Origin of the sequence: Bacillus sp. CD3-5, assembly GCF_006349665.1 — a bacterium.
Classification (GTDB): domain Bacteria; phylum Bacillota; class Bacilli; order Bacillales; family Bacillaceae_G; genus Bacillus_A; species Bacillus_A paranthracis.
The window spans coordinates 35,304-49,261 of sequence record NZ_VEPX01000001.1 but is presented as its reverse complement, the minus strand read 5'-3'; the positions used below and the strand labels follow the sequence as shown (position 1 = coordinate 49,261).

12 protein-coding genes and 2 pseudogenes are annotated in these 13,958 nt (G+C 32.4%); 4 read left to right on the top strand and 10 right to left on the bottom strand.

The features are described from left to right. Nucleotides 1-232 precede the first annotated feature (232 nt). The 4 genes from FH036_RS00235 to FH036_RS00220 all read right to left on the bottom strand — a co-directional run bounded on the left by FH036_RS00235 (nucleotide 233) and on the right by FH036_RS00220 (nucleotide 4,501). Nucleotides 233-1,165 (bottom strand): bestrophin family protein, encoded by a 933-nt coding sequence (locus FH036_RS00235; protein WP_098298604.1) that lies wholly within the window; start codon nucleotides 1,163-1,165, stop codon nucleotides 233-235. Between the two features lie 177 nt (nucleotides 1,166-1,342). Further along, nucleotides 1,343-1,762: a phosphate-starvation-inducible protein PsiE gene (gene psiE / locus FH036_RS00230; RefSeq protein ID WP_139895129.1), complete on the bottom strand. Its 420-nt coding sequence runs from the start codon at nucleotides 1,760-1,762 to the stop codon at nucleotides 1,343-1,345. A 163-nt stretch (nucleotides 1,763-1,925) separates the two neighbouring features. Then, entirely contained in the window at nucleotides 1,926-3,086 is a 1,161-nt protein-coding gene (locus FH036_RS00225; RefSeq protein ID WP_139895128.1) for an agmatine deiminase family protein, read from the bottom strand. A gap of 287 nt (nucleotides 3,087-3,373) precedes the next feature. Beyond that, nucleotides 3,374-4,501 (bottom strand): serine hydrolase domain-containing protein, encoded by a 1,128-nt coding sequence (locus tag FH036_RS00220; RefSeq protein WP_139895127.1) that lies wholly within the window; start codon nucleotides 4,499-4,501, stop codon nucleotides 3,374-3,376. Nucleotides 4,502-4,759: 258 nt separating this feature from the next. Between FH036_RS00220 and FH036_RS27305 the strand changes: the two are divergent. Then, nucleotides 4,760-4,969 (top strand): annotated as a pseudogene (locus FH036_RS27305) (hypothetical protein). Nucleotides 4,970-5,068: 99 nt separating this feature from the next. Here the strand turns inward: FH036_RS27305 and FH036_RS00210 are convergent. Continuing rightward, a complete protein-coding gene (locus tag FH036_RS00210) occupies nucleotides 5,069-6,289 on the bottom strand; it encodes an MFS transporter (protein WP_139895126.1) in 1,221 nt (406 codons plus the stop codon). A gap of 107 nt (nucleotides 6,290-6,396) precedes the next feature. Between FH036_RS00210 and FH036_RS00205 the strand changes: the two genes are divergently transcribed. From FH036_RS00205 to FH036_RS00195, 3 genes are all read left to right on the top strand, one after another. Next, a complete protein-coding gene (locus FH036_RS00205) occupies nucleotides 6,397-7,248 on the top strand; it encodes a LysR family transcriptional regulator (RefSeq protein ID WP_139895125.1) in 852 nt (283 codons plus the stop codon). Continuing rightward, nucleotides 7,241-7,750 (top strand): DUF3916 domain-containing protein, encoded by a 510-nt coding sequence (locus tag FH036_RS00200; protein WP_048550291.1) that lies wholly within the window; start codon nucleotides 7,241-7,243, stop codon nucleotides 7,748-7,750. Before FH036_RS00205 ends, FH036_RS00200 begins: the two co-directional genes overlap by 8 nt. A gap of 93 nt (nucleotides 7,751-7,843) precedes the next feature. Next, the gene (locus FH036_RS00195; protein WP_048550290.1) at nucleotides 7,844-8,521 is read left to right on the top strand and encodes a YdcF family protein; all 678 of its coding nucleotides are present in this window, start codon (nucleotides 7,844-7,846) and stop codon (nucleotides 8,519-8,521) included. Between the two features lie 43 nt (nucleotides 8,522-8,564). Here the strand turns inward: FH036_RS00195 and FH036_RS00190 are convergent, their stop codons facing one another. The 5 genes and pseudogenes from FH036_RS00190 to FH036_RS00170 all read right to left on the bottom strand — a co-directional run bounded on the left by FH036_RS00190 (nucleotide 8,565) and on the right by FH036_RS00170 (nucleotide 13,664). After that, a complete protein-coding gene (locus FH036_RS00190; RefSeq protein WP_048550288.1) occupies nucleotides 8,565-9,509 on the bottom strand; it encodes a glycerophosphodiester phosphodiesterase in 945 nt (314 codons plus the stop codon). 509 nt (nucleotides 9,510-10,018) lie between these two features. Then, nucleotides 10,019-10,810: a hypothetical protein gene (locus tag FH036_RS00185; RefSeq protein WP_139895124.1), complete on the bottom strand. Its 792-nt coding sequence runs from the start codon at nucleotides 10,808-10,810 to the stop codon at nucleotides 10,019-10,021. Further along, on the bottom strand, nucleotides 10,785-11,438 hold the full coding sequence (locus tag FH036_RS00180; RefSeq protein ID WP_070806621.1) for a hypothetical protein: 654 nt from the start codon (nucleotides 11,436-11,438) through the stop codon (nucleotides 10,785-10,787). Before FH036_RS00180 ends, FH036_RS00185 begins: the two co-directional genes overlap by 26 nt. 16 nt (nucleotides 11,439-11,454) lie before the next feature. Further along, nucleotides 11,455-11,829: pseudogene (locus tag FH036_RS00175) on the bottom strand (WXG100 family type VII secretion target); the annotation flags it as partial. A gap of 215 nt (nucleotides 11,830-12,044) precedes the next feature. Next, nucleotides 12,045-13,664: an FAD-dependent oxidoreductase gene (locus FH036_RS00170; protein WP_139895122.1), complete on the bottom strand. Its 1,620-nt coding sequence runs from the start codon at nucleotides 13,662-13,664 to the stop codon at nucleotides 12,045-12,047. Between the last annotated feature and the right edge of the window lie 294 nt (nucleotides 13,665-13,958).

Sequence of the window (13,958 nt, the reverse complement as noted above, 5' to 3'; positions counted from 1 at the left end):
ACCTCGCTTTTTAATAATGGTTGAATAACTAATTTCACTGTGCCCACTACTTCCCTTTTCATAACAATTTTCGAGACGTGCACATTTCATGAATGGATTATAGCATGGAGAAATATTATATATATAAAAAATATATACCCGTGGTTGAGCGGAAAATTGACTCTTGACAGGGTTTTAAACTATAGCATTTCATGACAACATTAAATATTTCATCCTTATACACAATTAATGATTAGATAATTTTTTTATCACGATTCAAATCAGTTACTTCTAATAATTTGTTTTGATTATATAAATTCACTAAATGTGTTTCTACTCCTATGCAAATTCCTTCTAACGGAAGGTCATTTGGATCTTGACCAAAAGGATCTTCAATTTCAACGCCTATCGCTTCAATACCAATAAACGCAAAACTAATAAACATAGTTGCAAGTACTGTAACCCAGCCAAGACTATCAACAAGACCAATCGGTAAAGTCCCGCAAAATATGAGCAATAAAATTTTTATATGCGCAAAATAGGCAAAAGGAATAGGTGTCGTTTTGATACGATCACATCCCCCCACAGCCGTAAGCATATTATTCAAATCCGTTTCCATATTAATTATTGCATTTGGATGAATTTGACCCATTTTCAAACCTTTTGATAATATAGCTTTTAACATAAGAACGATACTAATCGGTAAATGCATAGATTGCTCCAACATTTCCTTCTCCTTCTCAGAACAAACATTTAATAATTCTTTTATTTCAGATAAATCTTTTTCGTCTCTCAAATGTCCTTTCGCTATCTTCGGAAAAGCAATTAATAAATGTAAAAATTTCAGTTGTTCCTGATCCGTCTTTTCCCCCTCAGAATCCCAATAACATAAAAAACTAACTGCTAAATTTCTACTACAAGCACCAATTGTGCCAAACAACTTTCTACCTTCCCAATATCTATCATAGGCAGTGTTAGTACGAAAAACTAATAGTAAACCTAAGGAGCCTCCAACAATGACCCAAGGGGTTTGATTCATTTTTATTGTTGCATAATAATAATGAATTACAGTTACTACCGTTGAAACACATATATATAATAAAATTTGTGGGAAAATATCTCTTATTACCGTTCCCTTTAATGTAAATATTTGATGTAAACTATTTTGATTATTGTAATGCACCATATTTACAAAAACCTCTTCTCTTATTAACTTTTTATTTTTTTAATCACGAGAGTATACAATTAAATAGTAGAATCATAAACCCTATCATGACGAAACTCGTTAAAATTATTTCTTTCAATACCGTTACTCCTTTTTGCTCAAAAGATATAACTCTTTTTAAATATAAACAACAAACATTCACTCTTCTAAATCACGACGCATTATTTTAGAATTTGCAATGAATAAAGCACTAATTAGTACAAGAATCGCGCAGGCATATAACAATGAATCTATCGGACTATCGTGATCTATAATAATGAGACGAACGATAGCTGTTATACCTATATAAATGAAATATCGTAATGGGAAATGAAAATTCATTTGAAAATACTTTATAATCATTACAATAAATTCAAAATATAAAAAGAATACGACGATACTATCAATTAAATGATAACTAGTTTCTTCACCATTTAATTTCAGTTCTTGTATAAATTGAATGACCTCTTTCATAAGAAACACACTTAATACAACCCCTAAACAAATCAAAGCTACATTTAAAATGTACTGTAGAACGATAGGGAAAAACGAAAATACTATTTTTAAGTTCTTTAACACAAACATCTTTCTCCTTTTTTACATAAAACGAAAAGCGAATACACACTACAATTCTTTTATCATTATATTTAATTTTATTGTTCCGAATAATTAGGAATGACAAAATAGGTAAAGTTAGGATTTCACCTATTTTGTCTCAAAAGCAACATAACGAAATTCCAATCTATTGCTTCAATGCAATCGGTTGTTGTTGTGTCACACAATGAATCATACCGCCATTTTTATAAAGCTCTCTCACATCAATACCGACTACTTTACGATCTGGATATAATTTCTGAATCGTATCGTTTGCGATTTTATCATTCGGATCATTATAATTAGGCACCAATACTACTGTATTCCCAATATAATAATTAATATATGACCCCTTATAATCGAGAGCTTTTCCATTTTCTAAAATAACTTTATTTTTACTAAGAGGTAAGTATTCATACTTATATTTCTGTCCTGATGCATTTTTTGCATCTAACAATTTATCCATATCTTTATTAGATAACCCCCATTCGGCTAGGTCATCTTCTTTCATCGTTACAATGGTAGATTTATTATGGAATTTAGCAAACCCATCAATATGAAAGTCCGTAATATCTAAATTGGGCACTCCGTCTAACCAAATAAAGTTTGTCACACCCAGGTCACTTATATATTTTTCAATTTCCTTTTCTGATAAATCCGGATTTCTATTTTTATTTGTTACCGCACTTCGAGTTAATAAAGCCGTCCCATTGCTGTCTAATTCAATTGCACCGCCTTCAAGGACAAATTTCCCCCAATCAATTCTTTCAATTCCTGCTTGTTTACTCACATTTTCACGTATACGAGCATCATTTTTGTACGGCGTTTTCTTTCCCCACCCATTAAATGCCGGGTCTAATATTTTCAAATTTTTATTATTGTCATAAACAAAGATTGGTCCACTATCTCGTGCCCATACATCATCAGTAGGAGCGATAAAGAAATCAATTTTATCCATATTCAGTCCTTTATCTATTAAAAGTTTATTGATTCGCTCTTTCTCCTCCTCGTCGTATGCAACAATATGGACTTTTTCCCCCTCAGTTAAAGCACTTGCCATCTTAACCCAAATCGGTTCAACTTCCTGCTTATACTCTTCACCATATGTGTATTCATGAGGCCATTGCAGCCATGTACCTTCATGTTTATCTTTTTCATCTGACATCGTATATTTCCCGACGGTTTTCTGTACCTCTACTTTTTCATTCCCTTTCCCTTTAGCATTTTCATTGTTCCCCTCAAAAGAGCATCCACTAATAATCGTTGTAGATAATGTAGCCATTAAGCAAAACTTTACTATTTTTTTCATTTTGTAAACCTCCTGTTCTTGTCTCCAATAATGTAAAGCTTCACATAGTGTTAAGCTCAAGCTTTTTTATCGATGTAAAATTTACCAATTAATCTTCCGCATAAATTCATTACGAATAGATAAAATTCACACAGTAACTTTCCTATATTTAACATCCATATCATTTAACTTCCTATACAAAATTATTCTAATATCACCCTTTCATCATTACTTCTTCAGTAAGCTGAACATCCCCAAACAAAAAAATCGGTATTGATAATTACATATCAATACCGATTTTTAAATTATTATTTTCCTTCTATTAAATCATTCGCCATTTTCCTAAACTCTTGATTAAATGTATCATTCATACCATTTTGGACATTAGAGAATAATATGACAAACGTTTTTTTATCCCAATTAAAATTATTAAAAGTATTCCAACCTGCCAATACGCCGTGGTTATGATAATAATCTGGATACGTATAGAAACTAAATCCATATTTTCTTGCAGTTGATGCCGTAAACATATCTAATACACTTTGTTTAGATAACAGTTTTCCATCCATTATTGCCTCATCTAATCTTTTCATATCTTCAACAGTTGTATACATTTCACCACACCCATACAACCAGTTCATTTTTAAGCGGGGTGCAGCTATTAATTCATTATCTTTTCTCGTATAACCTTCTGCTAAAAAAATATCTTCTGGGAGAGTCGCCCCCATTCCAGATTCATGCATGCCAGCAGAAGTAAAAATATTTTCTTTGACGTATTCAGCAAGCGGTTTATTCGTAATTTTTTCTACAATATATGCAAGCACCATATAATTATAGTCTGTATATTTCCAGCTTGTCCCTGCAGGAAATTGCAATTTTTGCGCTCCAATCCATGTTACTAACTTTAAACGTGACCCTGCATCCACCCTACCTTGTCCTTGATCTGGCAAGCCAGATGTGTGTGTTAATAGATTTCGTAACGTAATGTTTTTATCTGCTGGAAACGATGGAATATACTTATTTACATTGTCTTCAATATTTAATTTCCCTTTTTCTTTTAGCTGCATAATAGATATTGCAACGACCGTTTTCGTAATAGAACCAATACGATATTTCGTTCTTGGCGTTGTTACTACTTTATCTTTCACATTCGCATATCCATAACCTTTTCGTAAAATCACATGATCTTTACTAGCTACAAGAACGCTCCCATTAAATCCTTTATCTTTTAAATATTGATCTAGTTTTCCAGCTACAGCTTCATAGCGTTTTTTCTCAGTTGCATCAACTTCTTGCATATCGTCCTTTTGCTTACTATTTAAATTAGAAAATGCCTTTATATCATATTTCTTACCTTTATTTGCATGTATTAGTGCAACGACACTCCCACAAAAAATAGCAAAAACAAAGAAAACGATTAACCATTTCTTTAGCATAATAGGAACCCTCTTTTATATAGTTTCACTTAACGTACATCCATTCTGTTCTATATCTTTTAATTTTCAAATATTTTATAATACTACCTATTATTCACCTAAATGAACTAGATTCCTTTTTCTCATATTCAGTTTTTGACTACTCTCTATTGTATTTCTTTCTTGCAAAATTTCCACCTTACAATCGGATGCACCCTACTATAATTTCAACATATTATGTAACATTTGTTACACAAGATAAGAAACGGAGTTGTTACGATGAAAAACACAGATAGAAACAATCGTTTAGATGATATGACGTTTCATTATCCTACAATAAAATATAGTTACAATTTAATATTAAGTAAAATAGATTATAACTTTAAAAGGAAATGATACTAAAAATTTTCAAACAAAATAAATCATGTAAATAACGATAAAGAAAAACAAATCATTATAGCTAAAATTACAGGCAATGAACTTCATTGAAAATGAATCTCATTTATACTTTGATTATACAACAAATAAAAAAAGAAATGTCGCTCACTCGGCATTTCTTTATGTTTTCTTCATAAAAAATTTACATTGCTAACTTTCTTTTATTTTTTTGTTTTTTCTATATAAACTGACTGCCGAGATACTTAACAATACTACTATACATAACCACGCATACGCATACCCTTTCTCATCCACAATATAACCAAATAAAACAGGTGCAATAATAATCGCAATTTGATTTAATGTAAGCGCTAAACTCACTGTTATTCCTACAGATTCTTCACTTGCCAATTCAGCAACTTCGGCTATAAAAAGACTAAACCATCCAATTGAAAAGAATCCTAACAATGCACTTACACCATACAATACTCCACTCGTTATTGTATGTATACTTATTACTAACAATAGAACCAAACCGATAGAAGCACAGACAGTTATAAATAAAGGTATGCGCCGATTCCCCTTATAAAACACATCACTAATAGCTGCTAATACAACACGACCAATCATTCCAGAAAAGAACATAACTGAAAATACTGTTCCGGCTACAATAGATGTAATTGATTGTTCCCTTACTAAAAATTTCATGAAGTGTCCAACTAACACCATTTGTAATGAAATCATGCAAATACCCGCCATATAAATTGGATACAACTCTTTTTTGCATATCACTACTTTTAGCTGTGTCCAAAAAGAAACTTTAGTATGTTCTTTCCTTACTTCTGCCTGAACATATGGCTCTTTATAAAACACAAAAAATAATAGCCCTCCAATAATACAAATGCATGCAATACTATTTATCGCGTAAGTCATATTATATTGTATTGTTAGAAACGGGATTAGCACTCCCGCTAACGCGCCACCAATCGGTATACCAGCTTGCCTTATTCCCATCGCTAACCCACGATTTTCTTTTGGGAACCATTTTAAAATCACTTTACTTCCTCCTGGCTGGGAAACACTATAAAACATGCCCATTAATAAAAGTACAAATAATAATCCATTAAATCCATTTACTATATTAGTCAGTAAAAGCGAACTCCCTAGCAAAAATGAACTGATAGAAATTAATCTTTTTTCATTATATTGATCAAGTAGCCGACCGACAAAAAGCATACAAAATAACGGTCCAATATTTACAACACTTACTAATAATCCACTCTCCGTATTCGTAAGTGCATATTCTTCTTTCCAAAATAAAGCGAAAACCCCGACACCATACGTTATAAGTGTCGCTGTTGTTTGAGCAATCGTCGCAACAATTAACATAACCCATTTATTAGTACTATTCACCCTTTCTTCAATCAACATAATAATCCCTCCCCCCTTCCATTGTATGAAAGTTCTGATATCATATAAAATAAAGATTCATCATATAATCCATCAAAAAAATTGATACCTTTTCGGAGGGATGATACGTGGACATAAAAGATTTAACTGTATTTTACGAGGTCGCGAAGGAAAATAATATTTCTCACGCAGCGAAAAATTTGAACTACGTGCAATCAGGCGTAACAATGCGTATGAAACAACTAGAAAATGAATTAGGCGTGCCTTTATTTTACCGTAACGGAAAAGGTGTAACTTTAACTTCTAACGGCGAGATTTTATTAACATACGCCAAACAAATTATCCACTTAATGGATCAATCTATAAAAGCGGTTCAAAGTAATGGAACTGATCCTAAAGGTACTTTAAAAATCGGGTGTACAGAATCTACAACCGCGGTAAGGCTGCCATCTATATTAACGGCCTATTATGAGAAGTACCCAGAAGTCGAATTGATTTTAGAAACAAATACGACTGAACAACTAATTAAGCTTGTATTAGAGCGAAAACTAGACGGAGCGTTTATAGCTGGCTCTACTCAGTATGCTGAACTTCATACAAATGTATTTCGTGAAGAAGAATTGGTTCTTATTAGTAGAAAATCTTTATCTTCTCTTAAAGACATAGAAGATATGAATTTACTCGCTTTTAGTCACGGGTGCTATTATAGAAGTTTATTAGAAGACTGGCTTCAAGAAGAAGACATCTCGCCTAAACGAGTATTAGAATTCGGAACAATCGAAGCCATACTTGCATGTGTAAAATCAAATATGGGCGTAGCGATTATGATGAAATCAATTTTGAAGGGGCATGAACATGACGTATCATTCAACCCTTTACCAAATAGCTTCAAAAAAGTTCCTACTACTTTCATTACTAGAAAAGACATATTTCGCTCAGCTGCATTACAAAAATTTATGGAGATGACTCACAATGCATGAAAAGAAAATACGTGGGATGAAACGAAAAACAAACGCTATGATAAAACAAATTGAGGAACATACAAAAACGTTCCCTTCTACTTTCTATAACGATGAATATTGGTATATGCCTTTACCAGTTTCTCAAGCTTTTATCGATTCGTGTAAAACGCCTAGAAAAGTAAAACGATTATGTATACAAACCTTATTAAATCAAGCAAACCATTTAATAAAAATAAAACCGAGCGATACACATACATATCGAGTTGTTGTTTTCATTTCTATAGAAAGTTTGTGGAATTCGCAAATTATTATATTTAAAAATGAAAGGTACTTTCATAATTTCTTTAATAGAAATAGTGAATTTCAAAAGTGGATCCCTCTTTCAAATGAGTCTGAGTTTTGGGAGACATGGGGAATTTCAATTTGCCCTACTGCCCAACTGTTGCACTTTCAAGAAGTCATTTATGATGAAGATGCAATCGATAAAAAAGAGATTTGGTTTATTGGAGAGTTATCTTAAAAGGGGTACTTTCAAATGAAAAGCTTCCCTTTTTTCACCTGACAAAATCGCCATATAATGAATTTATCATCTTACTATATAGGAGGTTTTCAAATGGTAATACCTAAATATCCTGATGTCCCTACTCTTACGAAAAAACAAATCGATCAAATTACAGAAATCGCTTTTCTAAAAGAAATAACACCACAAAAATGTGATGCAATATTCGTTTTCGGCGGTTCACACCCTGGCAATTGGCAAGCTCCTCTAGAAGCTTATCGACAAGGTTTAGGAAATAAAATTATCGTTACAGGTGGTACTAGTTTGCATGGCATGAAACATCCGAGCTGGAATTACGGGGATTTGTCAGATGCAGAAGTAATTGTAAATAAATTACTTGAACATGGCGTACCAAAAGACGCTATCATGTTCGAGAAAAACTCCCTCCATTCTATCGCTAATGTAATAGAAGCGAAAAAGATTTTTGATTTTACAAAGATTAATCGGCTACTATTTGTTTGCAAAAGCTTAGGCGCTGGTCGGCAATATCGAGTATTAAAAAAACATTTACCTAAAACTATTACTTGTATCCCATATACATTTGATACAAGTTTCGATGGTGAGTTTACAATTAATAGATATAATTGGATGGAAAATGAGAAAAGCCGCTCTATGATTTTTGGAGAATACTTGAGAAATGTTTGTTACGGTAGAAAAGGTGGTATTGAGCCACCTGAAAATGAGGTTGAAGGTTTAGAAGAATATGTATCCTACTACTATAATCTAGCATAATAGAAAAAGGTATACCAAAACCTCGGTATACCTTTTCTCCTATTTATTTTTCTTTTAACACACTATGTAATCGATCAGGATAATTTGTAAACATTCCTGTAGCACCCCATTTCATTAACAATCTCATATCTGGTTTCTCATTAATTGTATAAGGATGAATTAACAGTCCATTTTGCCTAGCCATTTTCATATATGACTCATCAATAATTAGTTCCCCGTTATCATTACGTAAGTTTGGTCCAATACCGACTGCATACTTTTTAATTTCTTGAAAATCATCATTCGTTACACTTTTCGGCTCATGTGTAATCCCAGACCATTCAACAATCTCATTGTTTTCATTTGGATAATACCAAAGCAACTGAACTAACGGAATATTTTCATTCATACTATGAATCTTTGTTAAACTATCTTTACTAAATGATTGAATCATAACACGGCTAGAAGACATGTTTTGACCTACTAAATTATATTTTTTTAATAAAGCTAATAATTTCTCTTCCATTCCTGGATACACATCTGGTGATTTTGTTTCAATGTAATACTTCATGCTTCTTCCGTACTTTTGGAAGATTTCTTCAAGAGTCGGAACCTTTTGACCAACGTACTCTTGCTTAGCCTTTTCTGGATAAGCTTTATTGAACCAAGATCCTGCATCTAAGCTTTTTATTTCACTTAATGTTTTATCTCGTACTTCACCTGTTCCATTTGTAGTGCGATCAACTGCTGTATCATGCATTGCAATTAATTGGCCATCCTTAGTTAATTGAATATCTAACTCCAAATAATCCGCTTTCATTTTTTTCACAAGATCATAAGAAGCAAAAGTATGCTCAGGTGCATGTCCACTTGCTCCGCGATGTGCAATATTTAAAAACTTATTCGTATTCCATTCATGCTTCCCTTCTACTTTCGCATGAACAGCTCCCCCAGCAAAGATACTTCCCGTCATAAAGAAAATAACTAAAACGCTAATAATTTTTCTCATCCTTCTAACCCTTCCTACGTTGTAAATTTCAACAAGTTAATAAGATTTACACGAAATAGAAGATACACTTTCATTATTTTTATAAGCCTATATTAAAATTCCAATCTTACAAATATAATTCTCCTATGTTATTACTATACTATTTATTTTCCACATCCTTCCTGTTGATTACATTTCATCAATAAAAAAAGCCATAAATTATTTAGAGGACACTTCTGTACCCCTAAATAAATTTATGGCTTATCTCAAATATCTCCGGCCTCGATTAACTTGTCGAAATTAATCATACCAAACCTATTAAAATTTGTGAATATTATTTTTTCAGTACGGTAAAGCTTTAATCAGTATAAGTTATATATCTATCTTATACTAATTAGTATTTGAACACATCGAATTTTCTGTACAGCCTTCCTATCTAACTTCTTTAATTTCCATTCATACAAGATAAAATTCTATTGTCATTTGACGTGATATTTACGTAAATCTAGGTTTTACTTAATTACAAATTCTTAATTTCGTATATCCTTTCTTGCAAGTTTAGGTTTCTTTTGAGAATGTGGTATATTTACATGTCCCGAAGCAGCCACGGATTGTCTCCTTTCCTTCCTTGACAATTTAGGTTTCTTTTGAGAATGTAATTCTTTTAAATGTCCCGAAGTAATACCTTGTTTTCTAAAATCAAAGTAAAAATATACATGTGTACTTAGAGCTAAGAACACAACGGAAAAAAATGAGAAGAGAATGATTAATAAAATAGCCATAGCCTTTTGGCTCAAAATTCCAATACTAATTTGACCAATCATATAACCTAAACTTGAAAAAAATACAATTTTAGGGATTTTTACATTTTGATCCGTTGTCCCTCTTAAGCGGGCTGTAAAATATTTAATCCAGAATAATTCAGATTTATAAACAATTAAACTATATGCAATAAGCGATAAAATAAAAAATAAAGGCGACTCTATTTTTACGAATTCGTAAGCTAACTTTTGCACAGCTATAAAACTACAAAATGAAATACTAAATGAAACAAATCCAGAATATAGTAAATGTTGCAACTGAGGCTGCCGAGGTTTATAAATGGAAACCCAAATTCCCCATAGATTACATATCACATAAAATGGAAAAGCTGCGTAAAAGTATATATTGTACGGTGGAAATATGAATAAAATGATAAGTAGCATAAAATTCATGATAACCCACATAAAGGCCCCTACTACATTCCTTATATCAAATGGTATTAATATTCGTATACAATTCACTATGTTGTTGCCATTATATTTGTCCATTATGCATCCCATCCATTTCCTTCCTCTTCAAATCAACATATACCCATATATATACTCCAGATATACTAAGCACAACAGCAAATAAAGAAAAGACTAAAATTAAGACCGTCGCTAAACCGTTTTGTGATAATGTACCTATACATATTTGTCCAATTACATATCCCAATCCTGATAAATAAACAATTGGAGAAATTTTTATATTGTCATTTTCTTCATTGTTTAATCGCCTTAAAAAACTTTTCATTCCAATTGAAATCAATTTATAGATTGTAAGAATGTAAAGCAGAAAAGTAACAATAAAAAACAGAGGTGTTTCAATTTTAATAAAAGTATATGCAATCTTTTGAATCACTATAAAGCTTCCAAAAGAAAAAGTTATTCCCATAAATCCATTATATAAAATGTGTACCAACCTTGGCTCATTTGGTTTATAAAAAAATACCCATCCCCCCCATATATTAGCAGTCAAAAGAAAAGGTAAAATTATATATAAGTATATAGTAAAGGTTGGAGGAAATAAAAATGGGGTTAAAATCATAAAATTAATAACTACCCACACCATAACAACACTCGATCTTACACTGTCAGGCATCAATTTCTGAATAATTTGTTCCGTGCTCTTTCCGTGGTATTTTTCCATATTAATCTCCCAAAAACTAAAAAATTTTATCTAAAGCTACTCCGATTCCAGTTTTAACTTTATCTTTTATCGAATCCTGTTTACCATCATGATTCCAATCACCTTTATTAAACTTAATTCCATCTGTTACTATACTAGCTCCTATAGAAACACCAAAGCCAATACAAGCTCCAGCAACAGTTCCGATTGGACCTCCCAAAAAAGTTCCAACCAATGCACCTGCTTTGGCTCTCGCAAAAGCACTTACAGTAGTTGTACCAACCCCCATTGCTGCATAGCCTAAAGCACTTGTTTTTAATTTTAATCAATCTTTAAGAAATTCTTTTGGTGATAAAACATGTCTTTTTACATCATTTATTTGCTTTACTTCGGCTAAAGGTAATGTAGTCTGTAACCTCTAGGAAATATAATACAATAAAAAATGATTCAATCTAGTAATTGCCAACACTTATAACTAAAAACTAGAAAAATTCTAACAACAAAAACAAAGGGAATTAATTTACATATATTTTTATAATAGTAATGTCTCTTCACTACACAATCTTTATTTTGTAAGCTAAAAAAATAGAAGTATCGTCCTATATAAGACAATACTTCCGTAGTTACTTAAAAATCACATAATAAATTACCCATTACCTCTTCCAGCATTACATCTGGATTTACCACTGCTTTTGCCAAACGCCATCCTATAAAGCCATCTGGTCTAATTAATACAGCCCCTCCATTCTCTATCCTATATAATTCACGAAAAACATTTTCTTGAGCAATAAAGTCTCCACTTCCACCTACTCGATACAGTTTAATATTTATTCCTAATTTAGATGAAACATCATATACAGCTTCAGCCCAAGAACTATTGTCTACTCCAGTAAGTAATACAAAATTGTTACCAAATAAGTCTAATATAGAAGCTTCTTTCCCTTTATACATCCCCCAAAAGTGAGGTGCTCGTGTTCCAGGTCTTCCATTCAAATCTACGATATCCATTCTATGTGGAGTGACTGAGTCATCTATTATTGCATCTGAACTATAATGATACCCCGCAGTTACAGCTAAACCATCCATCTTATTCAAACTGCCTTCCTCTCTATTCGCAGCACGAAACAGTAAACTACTTGCATAAGCTGTCGTTAATTTTGCAACATGGTATCTCTCTTTATGATATGTTTCTAACAATTTTGGTTTTGCCTTTCCTTTTATAACAGCCCCTAATTTCCAAGCTAGATTGTGCGCATCTTGTATTCCTGTATTTGAACCAAACCCTCCAGTTGGCGGCATAATATGTGCAGAATCGCCAACTAAAAAAACGCGATTATCTTGAAATTTTGTAGCAGTACTTTCAGTTGCTTCCCACGGTAAAACACTTACTATTTCTGACTCAACATTTGTACTTCCTATTGCGGTTTGAATAATTTGTTTACAACGTTCTATAGTAAAATCCGCTGGTCGCTCTCCTTTTAATGGATCGTAGGATACATGATAAATCCATCTTCTTGCATTATCGACTGGAATGAGTGCACCGAGAACTTCCGGATGAAGTACCATAGAAAAACCAAATGCGTCTCCTTGTATAAACTCGCTTAAATCCGCTTCAAAATAAATATTCATATAATAGCCACCGATTGTACCTCGTCCCTCCGTACTTATCCCTAGCTGCTCACGTAATTTACTTTTCGCTCCATCTGCTGCAATTACATAGTCACAATGTATGACACTTTCTTTTTCTGTTTCACGATTTCGAATCGTTGCGATTACTCCTTGCTCATTTTGTTCATAAGAAACTAATTCATGATAAAAAGATAATTCTCCGCCTAATGTTCTCGCTTCTTGTAACATGATCTCTTCTAAAGTAATTTGATAACAAGCAGTTTGTTTTGATGGACTAATCTCTTCTATTTTCTGAAGTAACTTTTCATCATTTTCATACTGATTCGCCCGCATTTGTGCCAATTCTTCCTTATTCGCCTCAGCTATTGTATGAACAGCTATTCTTCCTCGGCAATTTTCTAACGCTTTACCCGCCGATCTAATTCTTGGTTCTAAACCTAATTCTCGAAATAACTCCATCGTACGGAAAGTAATCCCACCTGCTTTTGGATGAATTGCAGTAGACGGATGCCTCTCAATAAGCAAGTACTCAATATTATGTTTTGCAAGGAATAACGCAGAAGCTAATCCTGATAATCCCCCTCCAACAATTAAAACTGGTACATCATTCGATTCCATATATTTATCCTCCACATCATTGTTCTGAGCTCAGTGACATAAATATAATCAAAAAAACAACAAAGATATAGACTTATATTTCATTTTAAATTATCATATAGATAGATTACGCCCCAAATTACTTTTACTTTTTCATACATCTATAATCTGCTTGAATTATGCATGTATGAAAGAGTAAAACGAAACAACTCACTTTAAAATAATAAAAACATGATAAGCGGTCATACCCTATAAGTTATTCAGGGTACGACCGCTTATTTTTTTAAAATCCTTATCTTTTCTCATCTGTAAATA